Here is a 19,342-nt window from a genome sequence, read left to right on the forward strand (position 1 = left end):
GACCAGAAACATACTTTCCAGGCCATATTGATTCAGCTCATACATCGGCATCACGAATGGGCGCCAAGTATGCCTCGGGCTCCCGGAATGACCTGCATTTCCTGTACTTTTCGGAGCGTCCAAGTTGCGGATGTCAACGCTATCGCCTATCGTGAAGTCAAGCAGCAGCTAGCCCTGCCAGGTACGGCAAGCCCTCATTAGCGTCACGCCGGCCAAGCGCTCGGCCATCGTCCCTCCCTATCCCAGCACGCGAGAATGTTTTTGAGGAACAGGCTTTTTGCTCGAACCTTGAAAGTGTTTTTGTGACGGTAGCTGGCATCCCGTCCAATTGGCTCCGCCATTGCAGTCAAGCCAGTCAATTCTTCCCAAGGCCGTTTCGGCCATGATCCATCAACCCTCAGGGGACACGCATCCCTGCCAGGGGTTCGTTCGTCTCCATCAACATGGAGCGCATATGATGAATACATCGTGCCTTCGAGCGGGACACGCTGCCCCTTCCGGTATCGGTTGGCTCGCCCCTCTGCATCAACTCACCGCTCATGGCTTTCCTGTGGTGTCGGCAGACCGGACTTCTGAATCTGATCTCTATCAGGAATGGTCTGAAGAGGCCGTCGTGCGTCTGCACTGGCGCTTGCTGGAAAGTATCCGGATCCTTGCGGAACCGCGTGTCCCGCTTGACGAGAAGTTCGAAATGCTGCGCTGGATTTTTACGGATCCGGCGCGCGATCGGATGCCCTTTTCATTCGTAAGCTGCACCGAAGTCGTCAGTCGCAGTCCACTCTCTCCTACTGCCTACGTAGGGCGTGTCGACCCCGACGAAATCCGTGCCTGGATACGCGCCAACCTGCGCCGCTGGCTTGCACAGACGCTTGCACTCTACCCGTCATGGGTGCGTGAAGCCGTCATTGCAAACCCTGAATGGATCGCGTCCAGACTGGCAAAGAATGCGCAATGGTTAAATGAGCAAATCAAGCGGCATGGTGTTCAGAACAGCTTATTTTGACCCCAAACCGCCACCTGCTCATCATCCATCCAGATCGTTATTTCACCTGATGCTTCCTATCACCGCACGCGGGCACGGCCTGTGTGCCTGTCTGTACGCGGCAAACGGCGGCCAGACAAATGGAGGTAAACATGAACCGTATCGAGTATGAAGCCAGATATGAGGAAATGCTGGTTCGCGCTCACGGGCGATGGACATCGCTCCTGCTCGCGTTGGGTATCGACAAAACGATACTCAATCGCCGAAACCAGCCCTGCCCGGTCAACGGATGCGGCGGAATAGACCGCTTCCAATACACCGACAAATTCGGTGAAGGCAATTACCACTGCCGCAAATGCGGCCCTGGTGGTGGATTCAAACTGCTTTGCGGCGTCCAGCAACTACGCGCCGGTGAAGCGCTCCGCCGCATTGAGGGTGCCATCGGCTATGTCAATGGACCACCAGTCGATACCGCGCAGCGCCTTCCCGGGCATGACAAGATGCGCGCGCTGGCTCGCAAGATTTGGGCAGAGGCAGAACCGCTTCGCCACGGCGACGAATGCACACGCTATCTGGCGCGGCGCGGCCTCGAACTTTCCGAATACCCGGCCACCTTGCGGTTTCATCCTTCACTGGGTTACTACGTGGACGGTGGCAACGGAAAACCGCTCAGAGTCCGCGACTATCCCGCACTGCTAGCCAGTGTCCAGGGTCCGGAAGGTGAAATGATTACGCTGCATCGCACTTACCTCAGTAATGGATGGAAGGCGCCATTACACGACGCGAAAAAACTGTTAAGCAGCGGAATCGACGGCGCAGCAATTCGCCTCGGCGAACCATCGACGGAGCTCGATATCAGTGAAGGCCTGGAAAACGGCCTGGCGGTATTCAAGCGCACCGGTGGCCACCCCGTGTGGAGCGCACTCAATGCCGGCAACATGCGCGTGCTCTGGATTCCGCAGTCTGTGGAAAGACTGCGCATCTATGGCGATAACGATGCCGACGGTGACTTTTCCGGACAAGCGAGTGCTTACATTCTGGCCCAACAAATGGTCCGGAGGCGTGTGAATAACACCCCTATACGTGTAGAAGTATTCATTCCGAAAAAAGCTGGCACGGACTGGGCAAGCGTCTGGCTCGCCAGCTTGAAGCGCATCGCCCTGGCTGCGTGACCGCACCCGCCCAGATAAACCCAACCCCACTGCAGCATGGCCATCACCTGGCCACACAACCGATGGTCACCCGACCACCGATGCCTTGTGCCGGTTAAATTTTCCGGCACTTCAATCAACAGGAGATTTGAAGATGAAAACAGGACGTACCCTGCCCAGCCTGGCCGCGGAACTGCAGCGCCAGCACGACTCAAAACTGGACCTGATGGTCTCGTCGAGCCTGATGTCTTGCGAAACAGATTCCGCAGGTGTCTGCGCCCTCACTATCGATGCGCCCGACGAATTGCAGTCCTATCGAATCAGTGAGATCGCTCAACGCCAGATTTCCGACAAGCTGAAAATTCCCTGGGCTTACTTCGAGCGGATGCGCGATGAACAACCAGCCCTGCTGGACAGAAACATCAATACATGGCTGCACGTGCCAGACACCAAAAACAGGCTCATCCGAATTCTCGATGGCCGCGTCCGGGCATTCTTGTCCGAAAACTATCGGCTCATCGATCATTTTGAGCTTGCCGAATTCATCCTACCTGTACTCATGGATCTTCCGGAGGCCGAATTCGCGTCCATCGAGCTCACCGAAACCCGCATGTATTTAAAGGCGATTACGCCGCGCGTCAGCTTTGAAGTTGCACCAGGCGACGTGGTGTATGCCGGCGTCACTGTCAGCAATTCGGAAGTTGGCTGGGGTCATTTATCGGTGGAACCATTGATCTACCGGCTGGTATGCAAAAACGGCCTTATTTGCGCTGACGCGGGCCTCCGGAAAAAACACCTGGGGCGCCAGCTCAGCACAGACGATGGAATAGGCATAGTCTACAAGGACGACACGCTCATGGCCGAAGATCAAGCGCTGTTGCTCAAGGTGCGCGACATGGTCGAATCCGCTGTCTCGGAAGTGACGTTCCAGCTGGCAGCGCAAAAGCTGCAGCGAACCCTGGGCATCAATTTGGCAGCTGACCCCGTCAAGGCAGTCAATGTCGTTGCCCATCGGTTTGCATTCAACGAACGTGAGCGCTCCGGCATTCTGCGTAGCCTGATCAATGGCAGCGACCTGAGTGGCTACGGATTGGTCAACGCCGTTACTGGATTTTCCCAGCAGATTGCGGACTATGACCGGGCCACCGAACTCGAAGCGGTCGGTGGCAAAATGTTAGAAATGTCGACTAGCGAATGGAACGAAATCGCTGAAGCCGCCTGACACCATATGGTGCCATGCAGAGGGGACTGAAAGCATGCTGAAGTTTATGCATCTTTCAGTTCCCTGTTTCAGCCCGCCTGATTACAAATAAATCAATCTATTCGCACATGTTCTAACCACAACCATTGACGGACATATATCTCTGACTTAGGCTAAAACCGCAAGAATCCTGCACGGCTACGCAGGAGAGTTGAAGCCAGTTCTGACCGGCGTCAATGCTGTCAACGCCGTAAATGGCATTGACCAAATAGGCAGCCGCGACCACGCCTTACAAAGGCAAATTCGGAGTTCGACCATGGACACGCATTTACGTTCGTCTGACGTTCAATACATCAATTACCAAATGCTGATCGCGATATGGGCCAGCCTGCAGCGTGATCCGCTGTCGACCGCCTATCAGTTCCATCTTTCAGGCGAACAGTTAAGCAAGCTCAAAACCATGTCACTGGAGACGATTGAACGTCTCGTGGCCTCTATGAAAAATGAATGCCTGTTCACGCTAAGGGACAATTTCCTGAGGCTGCTGGATTCGCCGCCTGCCTTGACTGTCACGCTGTCAGCGGTCAGCATCAATGACAATCCGCAAGGCCGGCAGCTGCCGCGGGACAAGCACGCGATCTGGTCCGCACCGTAACAGGAATGGCCATGTCTATCGGATATGTCGAACGCCACATACGTGCACTGATTCTGGCGAAGCAATGCGTCGAGTTTGGCGCCCGGGTTAGAACGATATCATTCATCACCGGGATGTCGCATGCTGATCTCAATGAATTATTCTATGCGGGTGAATTCCGGCGCCGCCGTGGCCGCGCCCCGGATGCCACCGACTGGCTACACCGCAGAGCCAATATCATCGTGCGTGCTGAAGCCAGTGTGTTCGCTTCGGTCTTCGAAAAAATTTTCAAAGCAGGCTTCGATCCCGCCGAAACCATGGTCGGCGCCTACCGCATATACACAGGCCTCTGTGCTCAGTCCCCTCGCATTTCATTTGACAGGGCTTTTGACCTGGCATGTCACCTTAAAGGATGGTGGGCACACAAGCAGCCCAGCTTTGCCCTGTATCCCTGCCCGGCGTGCAATTCTTTGTACGTCGCAGCACTTGGCGACCAAACCACCGGCCGTATCGGGTGCATCTTCTGCAATCTCGTGAGCCGCTATGAGAGGGAAAAGCGTTTACAGAATGTATTCCAGGTCGACGGTACCCCACCGGACTGAATTTCCATTTCGCTTTCGGAAACGAGCCTGCCGTCGAAATACCGCTTTCTTACTGCGCATTTCGGATTGATGGAGTCAGCCTGGCGCTGCACACTGAGTCTGTCGCCAATTCCGTTGCAGCTGCGGTTATGTCTATCCTGTCATGGTTATCCTGGAAAAATCCAGATGAAGTGCCAGCACATACCGGAACGCGCCAAGAGCCATCGCTGGATAAGTCTCAGTCCGGCGCGACCGGAGCGATGCCCCGTCCTGTGCAAACGACAGGCGACCTGCTGGAAGACAACCGGCAATTGGTCGAAAAAATCCAGCTTTGTTATGGGTGCGAAGAAAGCGCGTTCAATCACGACCTGTTGACGCTCATTGCACGCTACGCTGACTATGTGGGCGCGCTGCCGGCAAGTGCCGATAACTACTTCGCTGAAGATGGCGGCTTATTCCGGTTGGGTTTGGAAACCGGATTCTACGCGCTACAGGCAGCCGACACGCAAATTTTTGGCGGTTGTGCAACCATCACCTCCCGCCAGCACCTCGAGTCCAGGTGGAGGCACGCCGCCTTCATTGCCGGAATGTGCGCCGAGCTGCATCGAGCGTTGGCCATCTACACCGTCAGGGACAGCAACAGCACCACTTGGCCGGCTTTTCTTTGTGCGTTGGGACCATGGCTTGCGGAGCAAGAGGCAAAGTATGTCTATTTGGAATGGCATCCGAATCCACCAGTCTGCCGGCAACTCAGCATCTATGCATTGCCACATGTCGTACCGACGTCCATCTTGCAGCATCTGGCAAAAGACAATCAGGCCGTCATCCCGCAAATGGTTGCATCAATCTGCGGCACTGTTACCTTTGACGGACCGAATGTCCTGGATCAACTGGTGCGCCGTGCCGTGGCCTTGGTTGTTGACAAAGACCTGCGTGAATGTGCGAAGCGCACTGGCGGTGCCAAGCCGGGTACCCACCTGGGCCAATACCTGGTCGACACAATGCGCCGCCTGGTCGCCAGCGCCAGCAGTTGGACACCGAACATTGAAAAGTCCAGGGTATGGCTGGCACAAGACGGACTTTTCCTCATATGGCCCAATGCTGCGGCAGACATCATCCGGCAGCTCGACACGGAACAACTGGCAGGCATGCCAAAATCACCGGAACAAATAGCAAATGCCCTGGCGGCAGACGGCGTCATCGTGGCAGACCGAAATCGAAACCTGATCTGGATAATCAGGCCGCCCGGGACCAGCGCGAATGTGCAGGCCCTGAAATTTTCAAATCCCGCCACACTGATGCCTCCCGAGCCGCACGGCATCGTGGCGCTTTCGGCTAACCTTGGCCCTGAACCCGGAGGCGCTGGGCAAGCCACGCCGCCCATGGAGTCACCGGATATGCCGCCTCCGCCGCAATACCACGCATGCCACCCTCCCCCGCCATACCAGTTATCGCTACTGGCACCCACAGTAGAAACATCGGCCAGCACCGGTCATGACTCCCATAGGCACCCAGAAAAGGTTTCCGGCAGCACCAAGCCACCGATATCACCAGATCACGCATCTGCGGCGCCAGCCACGAAGTACGGGCTGGTTGATTGCCTCCGCCTGAACGTGCAGGTGACGGCCGCGCTCCGGGACATCATCGAATCGTTGAACCGCGGGGCGTATTTAGCGTGCCGTATTGTACCATCAGGATTGTTTATTCCTGCCTCATGCTTTACGGCACGAGGGATCGACACGCAAAAGGCAGCCCGCAGCCTTGCAGATGTCGGCATGCTCATTGCAGCGCCCGCAGGTGGCAACTTGCATGAATATGAATGCGATGGCGCAGTGGAACGCGGATTCATCGTTGCGCCATCATTTATCGCCGGCTTCAATGCGGCCGGACTGGCTAGCTCCGAAGATTTGGGAGCTTAGCCATGCTGGCACGCCGTTTTGAAGCCCCATGGCGGACAGCATATGAGTTCTACGCCGGATGTGGATGGGCGCTGGTCGCCGTTTCATCGATGGCCCTAACCCCAGACCCAGTTCCAATACAACTTGGCGCAGCGATTGCAAGCACGAGCGCCAGCATGACCATCTTCCGATTCCGGCAAACCATTCACTTCGTGGACAGGCGCGTTGCCTTGTCGGGAAAAGCGATGGGGAGAATGACGACACGCCAGTTTGCAAAATTGATCAAAGACCCCGACTATGTCTTTCTCGGCTACGGTTTCGAATGGAAGCCGCAACATTCCCAACGGCTATATGAACTGGTCAAAGTCGATTACCGGGAATACACCGTATCCCCGTGGCTGGCCCGGGCGCTGGGCTACGTAATCGACCCGCAGCCGGATGCTGAGATAGGCATGCCATTCATCCATGGCGTGGAGCCGGACGAAACGCCACTTTACCGGCCTCTCCAAAACTTTGAGGGGGGCACGCTCGTAGTCGGCAGCACTCAGACCGGCAAAGGGGTCGCCTTCGGGTCACTCATCACTCAGTCGATAAAGCGCGGTGACGTGGTCATCATCATCGATCCGAAGAACTCGAAACGGCTTAAGCTCATCGTCGAACAAGCTTGCCGCGATTATCGGCGGCCCGGAACATTCCTATGGTTCCATCCTGCCTTCCCTGAGACCGGCGTGCGCCTCGATTTCACATTCAACTGGCAGAAGCCAACCGAAATTGCGTCTCGAATCCAATCGATCATGCCACCCGATACCGCGGGCGCCTTCTCTGCTTTCGGCTGGGACGCGATCAACGTGGTCGTGCAAGGCTTAGTGACACTGGAAGAACGGCCCAACCTGGTCAAGCTGACCCGATATATCGAAGGAGGAATTGAGCCAGTGCTTGAAGCAACGCTGCACCGCTACTACGCACGTACCTTCGGTGCGGCATGGCGGCAATCGCCGGAGATGCAACGCCTGCTTGACCGAGCAGCAAAGGGGCTAATCAAGTCGCCGACGCCCGCCGCTGGTGCGGAATTGCTAGCCATGGTCGAATTCTACGAAAAATACATACCGTCCATGCAAAGAGAAAAAGTCATTGATTCGCAGGTACGGACATTCAGGCACAACCGGGAGCATTACCAGAAGATCACCGCCAACCTCCTTCCAATCCTGTCGATGCTGACTTCCGGCGACCTGGGAAAAACACTCTCGCCAGACCCGTTTGATCCCGATGATGATCGTCCCATCATGAATTTTGAAAAGGTAGAACGCGCCGGACACGTTCTACTGATGTGCCTGGATTCCTTGCCGGATCCATCCGTCGCAACAGCCATCGGTGCGCTGGCGCTGGCCGACTATGCAGCACGCTCTGGCATGCGCTACAACCTGAACAGCCATCGCCGCATCGCATTGTATGTGGACGAAGTTTCCAATGTCATAAACATTCCCCTCATCGAAATTCTTAACAAGGGCGCAGAGGGCGGCGTTTACACGACCGTGGCGATGCAGACACTGGCGGATTTGGCGCAGCGCCTGGGGAGCGAAAATGCAGCGCGCATGGCCCTGGGGAACCTCAACAACCTGATTGCCTTCCGTACCAAAGACAGGCCCACGCAAGACTTTATCGTAGAAACGTTTGGACGTACGGGTATCCACACAACGCGTGTCGGCCGAACCACCGCAACCGATGGCCACCTGGGCGACTTCACTTCTGCCGACTCGGCGCAAATCACCGAAACGTTCGAAGAAACCGTACCTGCGGCCATGCTTGGGAAATTGCCCAACATCCAGTATTTCGCATCGATATCAGGCCGGTTGCTGAAAGGCCGCCTCACCTTGCTGGAGCCACCGGCCAACATCGCAAGGAAGGCAGCATAATGCGAATTATTGCCGCCACTTCCCTGATTCTTCTGCTGGTGCTGGCCCTCTGGATTCCAGCTTACCGCCCAGCGGAAGCATTTCGCGAATTAGTCCGCGTTGAATACAAGAGCAACTCCACCTATTGGGGCAAGAAATATGCGGTGCATGCGTTGGAGCAGGCCCTGGCATTCCAGAACAGCACTTCACGTGCGGCATTGCCATCGCCACCATCGCATCTTCCGTCACCAATCGACACTGCCGTACAGTCCCATCTGGGACAAGTGACTGATCGCTTTATGCACAATAGCTATTTTCGCTCGGTCGCTACAGCAACAACGCTCGCAGCATTTCGCCTTGCACTTCTCGCAAACCTCTTACCGGCAATCGCCGCCTTCAACTGCGCCGCGTTTTTCGACGGAATTTGCCGGCGCGCCGTGAAATCCGTGGAGTTCAGAAAACACCATCCTGAGCTATTTACATTGACCATTGGCGGCGTAATCGTCACGCTTTGCGTCATTACACTGGCGCTGATCGCACCATTTCCGCTTGCTCCGCCACTACTGCCAGGCCTGCTGACTCTGGCAGGCTTGCTTGGTAATGTCGCCGCTGCAAACTATCATCGCGCCATTTGAAGGGCTGGCATTGAAATCGTGCGCGAAGGCGCACTAATGCGGGGTGCCTGGTGCAATGGCTCGCAATATGATGCCACCATAGCCATGCAACGGACACGCAAGCACATGGATACCTTACATCTTGAGCCGCGCGCAACTGCACCCGACCGATCCCCAGCCGCCGAACACGCCGACGGCATGCAGCACACCACTGTCGACGCACGCATTTGGTTGACCGAGTTTGAACAACTGGCGCAGGTGTACGGCGATTCAAACAATTCGTCACCGCGGTTTCGCTTTCCAGACCTGATTAGCGCATGCATCTCCGTGACGCTTGCAAGCGCAAATGCGGAGCAGCGGATTTTCGAATTCCTGCACGCGCATCTTATCTTGCGTGCCCCCGGGAAGTCCCGGCGCCATGTGAGCTTCTGGCATGACCAGTATGAATTGCTGCAACGGCTTCAGCGGTCTGAACGAAACCGCCATCCGCATCCGAATTTTCAACTGGATCACTTTACGACCGCATGTATTCACCTTGCGATGCAGGAACAAGACGCGTCGCAAAAGATTTTTAGTCAAGCACGGAGCAATACGGCAACCCGAGCACTCACGATTAACTGCAACTCCGTCCAGCGCCATGACCTTCCATAAAATAGCGCTTGCCAGCATGCTCGCATTCTTAACTCGACACGCTAGCGCGTGCTGGAGTGAGGCCGCGGCATCCTATGGCGGCAGCGCCGCATTGCTGCAAGCCATAGCCTGGACCGAGTCCTCAATGCGAAAGAGCGCTGTCAATGATTCCCACTTTCACATTACCGGCACGCGGGACATCGGCCTAATGGGCATCAATAGTGCAAAGTCCGTTCTTAAGCGCCTGGGCATCCATGAATCCGACCTTTTCGATTCATGCACCAACATTCGTATCGGTGCCCGCATCCTTGCTGAAAAATTTGCGCGCTATGGGCCTACGTGGGAAGCTGTGGGCGCTTACAACGCGTCCTGTACAAAGCTCGCACCCCGCGAATGCCAGGTGACACGGTCAGCATACGCATGGAAGGTCTATCGCAATATGCAGCGCGCCAAATTCGAAGGGGCCAGCGCAAATTCAATAGTGCATAAACACCGGAAGTTCGTCCTCAGGCACGGAGAGCCTCTTCCCCCACCGACCGTCGTCACGCTGCAGCCATGAGCAAACTGACATGTCAACTAGCACGGATTGCGACCGGGGTACTTGCTGCTTCTTTCGTCACCGCGTGCGTGACAAACGCCGCCAACCAGCGCGTGACTACTGCGAGCAGTAGCAAGGACAGCGTGCGGATTAACAGCTTACACATCGTTCAACTCGGATTCGGCGGTTCGGCCTATTTCGCACTTTGTCCCCCGCCTGCCTGTCCCAAAATCACTGTAAAGTCGCTTGCTCCACAGAGCATGCCTGATAATTCCTCCACCACACCAGCGCCGCACTCGTCGACGGTTCCCAACCCGGAACTGGATGTCTCGATGTTTTCGCAGCCTAGCGACACCGTCCAGCGCGCTGCCTTCATCGCAAAAAAACACCGCAAGTCTCGGCATACAGTCCGCAGCGCGGGTACTAACTGCGGCCCATCCGACTTGGCGCCTAAATAGGCGCGATTAGCACACTCTTTCGGGTGTTTCAGCTGACGCGAGTGCGCGACCATTAATTGCGAAGTTCGAGCCGGAAAACCAGTGCTATCTAGCCATACGACATCAACGCATGGCGCCGCCGGAAATAGCCATCGGACTTCACAGCGACATCAATCCAAGCACCAGCAATTCTTTCAATGGAGTGGAAATACATCATGAACATTTCGTACATTGGCGCCATGCAGCGGCGTGCCAGCAGTAAAGCCGGCCGGATGGGGATCACAATCGCAGTGACAACAGTACTGCTCTTTGCTGCTGCATTTCCAAGCCGCGCAATTGACCTGGTGACCTTTGCAGGCATTACCGGCCCGCTGGTGTCGGCACTGACACAACTCGCGGCAGTGACGCCCGGCGTTAAAGCCATCGTCGGCGTCGTGACATTTGTTGTCGCGATGATTGCATTGACTGTCCTACGCAGCTTCAGCCCGGTCCTGATGTATATCGGCGTTATGATTTTCGGCGCTGTGGGGCTCGTCATCGGTGGCGCAATTATGGGCGCTGTCATCTGACCTCGACTCGGATGAAAATCAGGCGGAGCCGCAATGAACATCGCAACGGACACCTACATTCCGCGACGGCTGGACGATCAATGGAAAATCGGTTTTTGGGACATGGATGTCGCCATGCCGGTGCTCTTCGCGATATTCGTCGGATGGCTGGCTGGGACCCGCACTGCGTTCTGCATCTGCGTCGCCATCGGCATCACTATCAGTCGCAAGCTGAGTAAAGTTAAAGCCGACAAGCATGAAGCATATGTACTGCACTGGATGTACTGGTGGTTGCCATGCACACCACTCACCGCGCTGGCCTCGACCCCGCCATCGCACTGCAGACGCATGATTGGCTAGTAAAGAGGCTGCATCGTGGACGAGGCGCGCTATAAGGCCGATCTGAAAGACCTCCGGTCACGCAACAGGCGGCAGGGATTTGCGATCGGCGGTCTGATCGCAACTTTGCTGCTAACCCTTTCCACACTCAATCAAACGATTGGGAGTGTCCGTACCGTGGTTGTCCCTCCATCGATAACGAAGTCGTTTTGGGTTACCTCGGACAAGGCAAGCAACGAATACCTTGAACAGATGGGTGGATACATGGCGTGGCTCATACTCGATGTAACGCCATCGACCATCAAATGGAAAACAGACACGCTGCTGACCTACGTTGGTCCCGAAAATGCTGGCGCCATGAAGATCAAGCAGGAAGTGGAAGCGGAGCGCCTCAAACGGCTCAATGGCAGCACTTACTTCTTGCTGCAGCAATTAACCCCAGACGAAACCAAGCAATCTATCGTCATGGTTGGACGTCTTCGCACCCAGATCAACGGGATGGATACATCGACTGAACAGAAGTCCTATCTGGCCGAGTTCCATGTGAAGGGCGGAAGGATGCACCTTAAGCAGTTCTTGGAGGTTCCAAATAATGGACATGCCTCTCTTGCCATTGCAGCTGGCGACGCTGCTGCTGTACGTTAGCCTGCCGGCGCCGGCCGCGCAACCGCAGCGAAAAGAGGTGCGCGACGGCCTCACGGTTGAAGCCATCATTGCGCAAAGAGAAACCACGCGCATACGCATTGAAGGCGCGAAAATTTTGAACGTGGTGGGTAACGTCTACTCCAGCGCCAATTGCGACAAGAAGGCGGCCGACGTTCCTGCGCCGGCATCTCCAGTCAATCCGGCCGGTGAATTTGTACTTTCATGCGACACCATTCGCGGCGATGTCTATATCAGGCCAGTGGGCACAGTAAAAAAGCCGCTCAACATATTTGTGTCTTCGGATGCAGGCACCTACACGCTCATTTTGCGCACTGCGGATATCCCTGCCGAGACGATCACATTGGTGGACCCGCAGGCCAGGCTTTCATCCAGCAGAACGTCCGGAAATAAGGGAACGTCTACAAGCCACATCCGCGCACTGAAGAACATGCTGGCGGCTATGGCGACAGAACGGACGCCAGACGATATACGGGTCGAAGAGGTCTATATCCCATTACAACTCTGGCGCGAAGCCAGCCTGGTTCAAACACGCCGTTACGAACGTGATGGCCTGACCGGGGAACGGTACACGTTGACCAATACCAGCGACCAGGTCTTAACAGTGGCGGAACAGGAATTCGACCGTGCAAACGCAGAGGTATTAGCCGTTGCCATCGAAAACATGAACCTGCAGCCAGGTGCAACTACCCAAGTGTACGTCATTCGACGGGGAGAATAAGCCATGGCCTTCGCCGATAAACTGAAGAGCAAGTTCTCAAAGCTGCCGCCCCGGCAGCAGCAGCTCGTTACTGCCGCCACGCTGCTGGGCGGCGGCGTGATCACATTGTGGCTGGTCCTATCAATGGGAAGTACGCCAACGGTCAGGCCCCACTCCGTAACGCAAGCCCAAGCTTCGCCCACCAATTTGGGAATACAAGCGCCCGGGCAAATAAATCCGCAGGACAGCTGGATTGGCAGTGCTGGCCGCGACTTGGCTGGACTCAAAGCCAATCAGGAGGCGCAGTCGCGCGATTCCACCGAACTGCGCGCCAGAGAAGACGCGATGATGAAACGGCTGGCCGAACTGGAGCAGCGCCAAGCGGCTCCCGAAAGCAGCATACCCACACAAGCCGCCTCTCCGGCACCGGCAACAAAAGCACCGCTGCAATATCCACCGGGTAGCCCATTGCCCACCCAGGCGGTCCCTTATGGAAATCCTGCGCAGCCCGCCGCCCCGGCAACGGACCCACCGCGTGTCGCACCGCAATTGGATTCTCCGCCCGTCATTATTCGCCTTGGCGACTCGCCTGCCACCGCTGCGCCCAGCGCGGGTCCGGCAATGTCGCAACCATCTGGCGCGGCCGACAAGAACGCGGAAGGTGGGGCACGGGATCTCGGTTCATACCTGCCTGTAGGCTTTATTCCCGGCATTCTGCTAGGCGGCCTCGATGCACCGACAGGAGGTCAGGCACAAAGTAATCCGCAGCCGATCATGATCCGATTAACGGACAATGCAATCCTGCCCAACCAGTTCCGTTCAGAGGTAAAGGACTGCTTTGTAGTCGCATCCGGATATGGCGACGTGAGTTCGGAACGGGCCTATGCCAGGACCGATCGCCTTTCATGTGTACGCATTGACGGTAATAACGGCTCAGCCATCGAAATCCCGATTCAAGGAAATATCTATGGCGAGGATGGCAAACTGGGGATACGGGGCAGACTGGTCACCAAGCAGGGACAAATCCTTGCCAACGCATTGAGGGCTGCGATAGTCGGCGGCATCGGTCAGGGATTTTCACAGGGCGGAACGACCTTCACCAGTTCTCCGTTTGGCACGCTGACCACCACCACAGGCAGCACTTCGGAACAAATGCGCCGCGGCGTCGCGGGAGGGTTTGGGCGTGCCCTCGACAATCTGGCCAATTACTACATCAAGCTCGCAGAACAAACCTTCCCTGTGATAGAGGTTGACGCCGGCCGCAGGATCGAGGTCGCCCTGACAAAAGGTGTCGCTCTCCCGCCGATGGCAAGCGTTCCAAACCCGGATGGAAATGAGACTATCGGCGCAAAGAACTATCACGGGAACCCAAATGAAATCGATTAAGCCCGCCCTGATGCTCACTAGCGTCCTGCTGGCATCGGCTGCATACTCGGCACCCGATGACGCCGCGCTGCGCCGGAAATTGAACAAGGCCTATCCTGGCACACAGTTCACAGAAATCCGGCGCTCTCCGATTCCTGGCCTCTACGAGGTATGGATGGGGCAGAATCTTGCCTTCGTATCTCCCGCCCAACCACGGTATCTGCTGTTCGGCCGAATTTTTGACACGCAAAACCGGCGGGAACTGTCTCACCGCAGCATACCTGCGGCCTCCATTCCTCCGCAGGAAACCGGCAACGGGCCACTCGCAATCGATCCTGCCATGCTGCCCCTGGACGATGCGCTAGTGATTACCAATGGGACTGGACTGCGAAAGCTGTTCGTCTTCAGCGATCCACGCTGTCCATATTGCCGCCAACTGGACCAAGAGCTGGCTGAAGTGCCAGACGTCACCATTTACCACTTCATCGTGCCGTTCCAGGACCGTGAACTTGCGGCAGCAATCTGGTGTTCATCGGCGCCAGTGCATGCCTGGCGCAACGCGCTGAAAGATCCGAGCTACGTGCCGGTGCGAACGCCGGCATGTCAAGACCCGCTAGAGCGCAACTTGGCGTTGGCGCGACGGTTCAAGATTTATGGAACGCCGACCTTGATTTTCCCCAATGGCAAGCGAGTCGACGGGCTGATTGAGGCGAAGGAAATATTGGTGCAGCTTGCTGCGTCCGCCCCCATCGCCTCGTCAAAGGAGCATTAGGCCATGAATAACAAGTCCACCAGGAGAATGTTCGCCTTAATGAGCGGGCCGGTATGGTTACTCAGCATCGTCGGCTGCAGCAACATCTCTGGTATTGGCGGCACGGCAGAATTCGCCTGCAAGGCGCCACCTGGCGTCCAGTGCGACTCATTGACCGGCACATATTACAACTCGCTACATCACAATCTTCCCTCCCAGCGCGGTGCTGACAAAGCCCCGAATGGGAAAACTGCATCCCCACCTGACCGGGCGGGGGCTATTACTACTCAACCGCGAATATCACCGCCCAACACTGGCTTTGAACCCGTGTCGATCCGGTCTCAGGGGCGCCTGCTTCGCATGTGGGTGAAGGCGTGGGAAGACAGCGACCACGACCTGATAGATCAGTCGTTCGTTTATATCCAGGTCGACAAAGGTCGGTGGCTGGTGGAGCACGCCCAGCAAGCAACCCGCGCGGCCTACGCAAACATTAAGCCGCCAATTTCTGGTTCACAGTCCGGCAGCATTAGTTTACCGGCGCCGCAAGCTGCTTCCGAATTTTCAACACGTCCGTCTATCTTGCCGAAAGTAGTACAGGAAGAGGACTTACAGCCGTCTCACGGCGATCGTTAGCGGAATGTGGAGGCGACATGTTCGGCTTTCTACAGCAACTCGATAGTTTCAGCGGTCTTTCTGCGAAGGTCTGTGATCTCGTCGGGATTGAGCGAAACGAAGAATCCCCAGCCGACCAGTTCGCCTCATGGCTTCCGTATCTATCCTATATGGACGTGGAGCGGCTGTTCCGCTTGCAGGATAACCGCCTCGGATTCGCGCTGGAGGTCATGCCGCAATCCGGGGCGGACGAAGCAATGGTGGAAGTACTTGCCAGCCTGTACGTGAATTGCCCTCCCAGCACGGGCATCCAGATCCAGCTTTTTGGTTCGCCGCATGTTTATCGGCAGCTCAAGGAATATGCGAATCTGCGGGCGGAAGATGCCGACCAATACGAAAATTCGCTCAGGCTTGGACGACCGGTTCGCAACGAAGGGCTCTATAGAAAGCTGGCGCGGCAACGTGTAGGTTACCTTCATCGAGGCGCACACAATTCGCTCACCCCCGGGTTCCATCTAGCGGTGCGGGACTTCCGGCTGATGCTAAGTATCAGCATCGACGGCAATCCGGATGATCATGCTCGCTGCCAGGAAGTCCTAGCACTACGGCAATCCGTCATCTCCACACTGAACGCCGCCTCACTACCAAATAAGGTCTGCAATGCAGACGACCTGATTAACTGGTGTGCCCCGTTTGCTAATCCTGATCGAATGTCACAGACCGACACTGCCACGATGAAGTACGACAAAGGGCGCGAGGTGCGGGACCAGATCGTCGACTTCGATACGATTCAAGACGCAGAACCTGCATGCCTTCTGCTGTCCAAGCCGGGAGAAACAGACGTTCTCGAAGCGCGATTCTTTTCCGTTAAGTCGTATCCCGAAGACTACCGGCTTTGGCAAATGGGCGCGTTGATAGGGGACCTGATGCAACCTGCCCTCCAATATAAGGCGCCGTTCCTCATCAGCCTGGGGGTCTTTATTCTTGATCCAGAAACAACGAAGACCGTCATCGATGCCAACCATGTCCGCGCCACACAAAACGCGAAAAGCAAAATGGCCGAAGTGATGCCGGATGTGGAACGCAAAAAGAGAGACTGGAAAGCTGCCGCGGATGCCAGCGACAAAGGCGGCATGTTGGTTTCGCTGTATCACAGAGTAGCAGTCTTCACCAAACCATCGGAGGCTGCTTCGGCCTGCGAAGCAGTGAAGGCAATTTGGCGGGCCAATGGCTTCACGCTGAACGCCGACGTGTTCATGCACCGGCAGTCCCTGATCTCCTGCCTTCCCATGACGCTATCCCGGAGTTTTCATTCCGACCTGAAGAAGATGAAGCGCGTCACCCGCAAGTCCATTGCAAACGCTATTCATATGGGACCGCTGATCGCCGAGTGGCGTGGCACGGCAACACCCACCCTGCTCTTCCTGGGGCGGCGCGGGCAACTGACGACGATCGACTTATTCGACAACGAACTGGGAAATCCCAATTTTGCCCTAGCCGGCACGACCGGTTCTGGCAAGTCCACCCTACTCCAGGAAATTGCTTGGTCGTACCGAGCATCGATGGCGCAGGTATGGATGCTCGACATGGGGCGTTCGTTCGAAAAGCTATGCACCAAGGCGAAGGGAACACATATCGATTTCGAACCTAGTTCGAAGATCATTATCAACCCCTTCACCAAAGTCATCGACCTGAACGAAGACATGGACATGCTGGTAGCAGCCACTGCAAAAATGTGCTCCCGGCAGCATACGCTGGAAGAAGTGCAGTACAAAGCGATCTCAAAAATGATCGCGATACTTTGGAATAAATATGGCCAGGACATGACGATCACGGCACTGCAGCGAGCGTTTGTTACCGGCTCCATTCCGGACTTGGAGTTGAAGAACGACCAGCGTATCCGCGACCTCGCCATCATGCTCAGTCCCTTCGCCAAAGGCGGCCAATACGAACGTTTTTTTGAAGGAAAAAACAATATCGACCTCACCAATCAGCTGGTCGTTATCGAGAGCGAACATCTGAAACGCAAGGTGGACTTGCAGGTGGTGGTGAACATCCTTTTGCTCTATCAAATCACGGGCCAGATGTATCTCACCCGCAATACGAGAAAACTCCTGATTGTAGATGAAATCAAGCAGCAACTGGCCGATACAGGGCGGGACGATCCGACATTGGCGCTGGTTCTGGAGGAAGCATCACGGCGGGCACGCAAATATGGTGGTGCGCTAGGTACAGCGACACAGGACGGCGATGACTACTATGGGTCAGTCCAGATGCAAGCGGCATTCAACTGCTCCGACTGGCTCTTCCTGTTGAGGCAAAAGCAGGAATCCATCGAGTCGTTGGCATCCAAGAAAAAACTGTGCATCGACGAGACGAAGAAGCACTTGCTGGCGTCCTTGCGCAAGGAAGATGGGGCATATGCCGAAATGTATATCTCGTCACCAATTGGCGAGGGTGTGGTGCGGCTGGTGCTGGACCCAGCAACACATCTGCTGTTCTCGAACAGGCTGGAGGATAACAAGCCTCTCGACGAATTACGAGCACGTGGCCTGAGCATTGATGAGGCGATCAGCACACTCCTGACACAACGGGGGGTGTCATGAAGGTCTATATGGTTCACCTGCTGTTGCAGGCATTCTTGACCTTGGTTTTCCTGTCAGCGTATGACCGGTTCATCATCCGCCCCACCCGTGTCATCGGCATAGTCGATACCAGTGCGGTGTTCCGCATCAAGGAAGCCCAATTGATCAAGCAGCTCCACGGCAGCGAGCAAGAACAAGCGAAGGCAAGTGCAGAGGCGAAAGCTTTTGCCTCTGCGTTTTCCACAGCCCTTGAGGCGCTACCCGATCAGTGTGGGTGCCCGGTCATCGACCGCACGGTCGTCATCGGCAGTACCCCCTACATGGTTGACCTCACGCCTGCATTAAAAAGGAGACTGGGATTATGATCCGCGATTTCATTACGCACGCGGCCCACCGGTGGTATGTCTACCTGCCCCTTACCGCTATCTGGATTTTTGCTCTGGTACGCCTGCTGGCCGATCCGGTTCCTCACTTGCCGGTGCTGTTCAATGTCAGCCCAAGCTTACCGTTCTGGATCGTAAGGATCGACTACCATCCGACCACGTTGCGGCGCGGAGACTACATTGTTTATCGATTCGAAGGCAATGCCTGCCGCTATTTTCCGGGCTTATGGCATCAACCGTTCCTCAAGCGAATTGCCGGCCTGGAAGGCGACCATGTCACGGTGTCCGGGCGCCAGGTATTTGTTAATGGCGCCTTATTGGGATACGCCAAGCCTTATGCGGTGACAAAACTGCCGCTGGCCCCCATCGCGCCGTCGGTAATTCCTGCCGACCACTTTTACGTCGCGGGGACAAGTCCAGACAGTTTCGATTCCCGATATGCACTGAGCGGCTTGGTCGCCAAGAGCCAGATTGTCGGCCTCGCTACGCCTGTTTATTGAGAGGCTGCCATGAAATACCTGATTCAACTTGTAATGTTCCTCGGTTCTTTAGGCGCCAATGCCCAAGAAAATAGGATCGCAGATTCTGTAACGATGGAGCAGTACCTGACGCTGCTCCAGCAGATCGCACCAGCTGCGCGCGAGGGTGCGAACGCCTATATCGCAGCCTACCGGAGTGCATGCGGTCGAAGCCTGACAGTGCTGCAACTGCGTAGAGCTGTCGCCGACGGAGCAGGTGACCCTGCACTGATGAAAATGATCCACGCGGCCGAGAAGCACGACACGTCCACGATTCGGCGCCTGGCTGCGGATATCCGGTGTGTACAGGAGAAATAGCC

The 19,342-nt window shown here is 56.0% G+C and carries 21 protein-coding genes; all 21 read left to right on the plus strand.

The window, feature by feature from the left end; translation table 11 throughout:
• Nucleotides 1-454 precede the first annotated feature (454 nt).
• The 21 genes from GJ700_RS02345 to GJ700_RS02445 all read left to right on the plus strand — a co-directional run bounded on the left by GJ700_RS02345 (nt 455) and on the right by GJ700_RS02445 (nt 19,340).
• Nucleotides 455-1,003 (plus strand): hypothetical protein, encoded by a 549-nt coding sequence (locus GJ700_RS02345; protein WP_154371026.1) that lies wholly within the window; start codon nt 455-457, stop codon nt 1,001-1,003.
• A 131-nt stretch (nt 1,004-1,134) separates the two neighbouring features.
• A complete protein-coding gene (locus tag GJ700_RS02350) occupies nt 1,135-2,154 on the plus strand; it encodes a DUF7146 domain-containing protein (RefSeq protein WP_154371027.1) in 1,020 nt (339 codons plus the stop codon).
• Between the two features lie 133 nt (nt 2,155-2,287).
• On the plus strand, nt 2,288-3,355 hold the full coding sequence (locus tag GJ700_RS02355; RefSeq protein WP_154371028.1) for a DUF932 domain-containing protein: 1,068 nt from the start codon (nt 2,288-2,290) through the stop codon (nt 3,353-3,355).
• A gap of 190 nt (nt 3,356-3,545) precedes the next feature.
• Nucleotides 3,546-3,989, plus strand: coding sequence for a hypothetical protein (locus tag GJ700_RS02360; protein WP_154371029.1), 444 nt, complete (start codon nt 3,546-3,548; stop codon nt 3,987-3,989).
• Between the two features lie 11 nt (nt 3,990-4,000).
• The gene (locus GJ700_RS02365) at nt 4,001-4,570 is read left to right on the plus strand and encodes a FlhC family transcriptional regulator (protein WP_195763751.1); all 570 of its coding nucleotides are present in this window, start codon (nt 4,001-4,003) and stop codon (nt 4,568-4,570) included.
• Nucleotides 4,571-4,698: 128 nt separating this feature from the next.
• A complete protein-coding gene (mobH, locus tag GJ700_RS02370) occupies nt 4,699-6,468 on the plus strand; it encodes a MobH family relaxase (protein WP_154371031.1) in 1,770 nt (589 codons plus the stop codon).
• A 2-nt stretch (nt 6,469-6,470) separates the two neighbouring features.
• Nucleotides 6,471-8,360: a conjugative transfer system coupling protein TraD gene (gene traD, locus GJ700_RS02375; RefSeq protein WP_154371032.1), complete on the plus strand. Its 1,890-nt coding sequence runs from the start codon at nt 6,471-6,473 to the stop codon at nt 8,358-8,360.
• The gene (locus GJ700_RS02380) at nt 8,360-8,974 is read left to right on the plus strand and encodes an IncC plasmid conjugative DNA transfer DtrJ family protein (RefSeq protein WP_154371033.1); all 615 of its coding nucleotides are present in this window, start codon (nt 8,360-8,362) and stop codon (nt 8,972-8,974) included. Before traD ends, GJ700_RS02380 begins: the two co-directional genes overlap by 1 nt.
• A gap of 105 nt (nt 8,975-9,079) precedes the next feature.
• Nucleotides 9,080-9,604 (plus strand): hypothetical protein, encoded by a 525-nt coding sequence (locus GJ700_RS02385; protein WP_154371034.1) that lies wholly within the window; start codon nt 9,080-9,082, stop codon nt 9,602-9,604.
• Nucleotides 9,605-9,620: 16 nt separating this feature from the next.
• Complete coding sequence (locus GJ700_RS36235; RefSeq protein WP_371867797.1) at nt 9,621-10,142, plus strand: lytic transglycosylase domain-containing protein; 522 nt, start codon at nt 9,621-9,623, stop codon at nt 10,140-10,142.
• Between the two features lie 631 nt (nt 10,143-10,773).
• Nucleotides 10,774-11,127, plus strand: a complete 354-nt coding sequence (locus GJ700_RS02395) for a hypothetical protein (protein WP_229506740.1) — start codon at nt 10,774-10,776, stop codon at nt 11,125-11,127.
• A 33-nt stretch (nt 11,128-11,160) separates the two neighbouring features.
• Nucleotides 11,161-11,466, plus strand: a complete 306-nt coding sequence (gene traL / locus GJ700_RS02400) for a type IV conjugative transfer system protein TraL (RefSeq protein WP_154371036.1) — start codon at nt 11,161-11,163, stop codon at nt 11,464-11,466.
• A 15-nt stretch (nt 11,467-11,481) separates the two neighbouring features.
• Nucleotides 11,482-12,090, plus strand: coding sequence for a type IV conjugative transfer system protein TraE (gene traE / locus GJ700_RS02405; protein ID WP_371867789.1), 609 nt, complete (start codon nt 11,482-11,484; stop codon nt 12,088-12,090).
• Nucleotides 12,038-12,829, plus strand: a complete 792-nt coding sequence (locus tag GJ700_RS02410) for a type-F conjugative transfer system secretin TraK (protein WP_154371037.1) — start codon at nt 12,038-12,040, stop codon at nt 12,827-12,829. Before traE ends, GJ700_RS02410 begins: the two co-directional genes overlap by 53 nt.
• 3 nt (nt 12,830-12,832) lie before the next feature.
• Nucleotides 12,833-14,194, plus strand: a complete 1,362-nt coding sequence (locus GJ700_RS02415; protein WP_154371038.1) for a TraB/VirB10 family protein — start codon at nt 12,833-12,835, stop codon at nt 14,192-14,194.
• Nucleotides 14,181-14,945 carry a DsbC family protein gene (locus GJ700_RS02420; RefSeq protein ID WP_195763752.1) on the plus strand — a complete coding sequence of 255 codons (765 nt, stop codon included), beginning with the start codon at nt 14,181-14,183 and terminating at the stop codon, nt 14,943-14,945. Before GJ700_RS02415 ends, GJ700_RS02420 begins: the two co-directional genes overlap by 14 nt.
• A gap of 3 nt (nt 14,946-14,948) precedes the next feature.
• The gene (locus GJ700_RS02425; protein ID WP_154371040.1) at nt 14,949-15,557 is read left to right on the plus strand and encodes a TraV family lipoprotein; all 609 of its coding nucleotides are present in this window, start codon (nt 14,949-14,951) and stop codon (nt 15,555-15,557) included.
• 17 nt (nt 15,558-15,574) lie between these two features.
• On the plus strand, nt 15,575-18,142 hold the full coding sequence (gene traC, locus GJ700_RS02430; RefSeq protein WP_154371041.1) for a type IV secretion system protein TraC: 2,568 nt from the start codon (nt 15,575-15,577) through the stop codon (nt 18,140-18,142).
• Nucleotides 18,139-18,486 carry a hypothetical protein gene (locus tag GJ700_RS02435; protein WP_154371042.1) on the plus strand — a complete coding sequence of 116 codons (348 nt, stop codon included), beginning with the start codon at nt 18,139-18,141 and terminating at the stop codon, nt 18,484-18,486. Before traC ends, GJ700_RS02435 begins: the two co-directional genes overlap by 4 nt.
• On the plus strand, nt 18,483-19,004 hold the full coding sequence (traF, locus tag GJ700_RS02440) for a conjugative transfer signal peptidase TraF (protein WP_154371043.1): 522 nt from the start codon (nt 18,483-18,485) through the stop codon (nt 19,002-19,004). The genes GJ700_RS02435 and traF overlap by 4 nt, the downstream gene beginning before the upstream one ends.
• A 9-nt stretch (nt 19,005-19,013) precedes the next feature.
• Nucleotides 19,014-19,340, plus strand: coding sequence for a hypothetical protein (locus tag GJ700_RS02445; protein ID WP_154371044.1), 327 nt, complete (start codon nt 19,014-19,016; stop codon nt 19,338-19,340).
• Nucleotides 19,341-19,342: the final 2 nt, after the last annotated feature.

The sequence above is a fragment of the Pseudoduganella rivuli genome (genome assembly GCF_009674485.1).
GTDB lineage: Bacteria > Pseudomonadota > Gammaproteobacteria > Burkholderiales > Burkholderiaceae_D > Rugamonas > Rugamonas rivuli_B.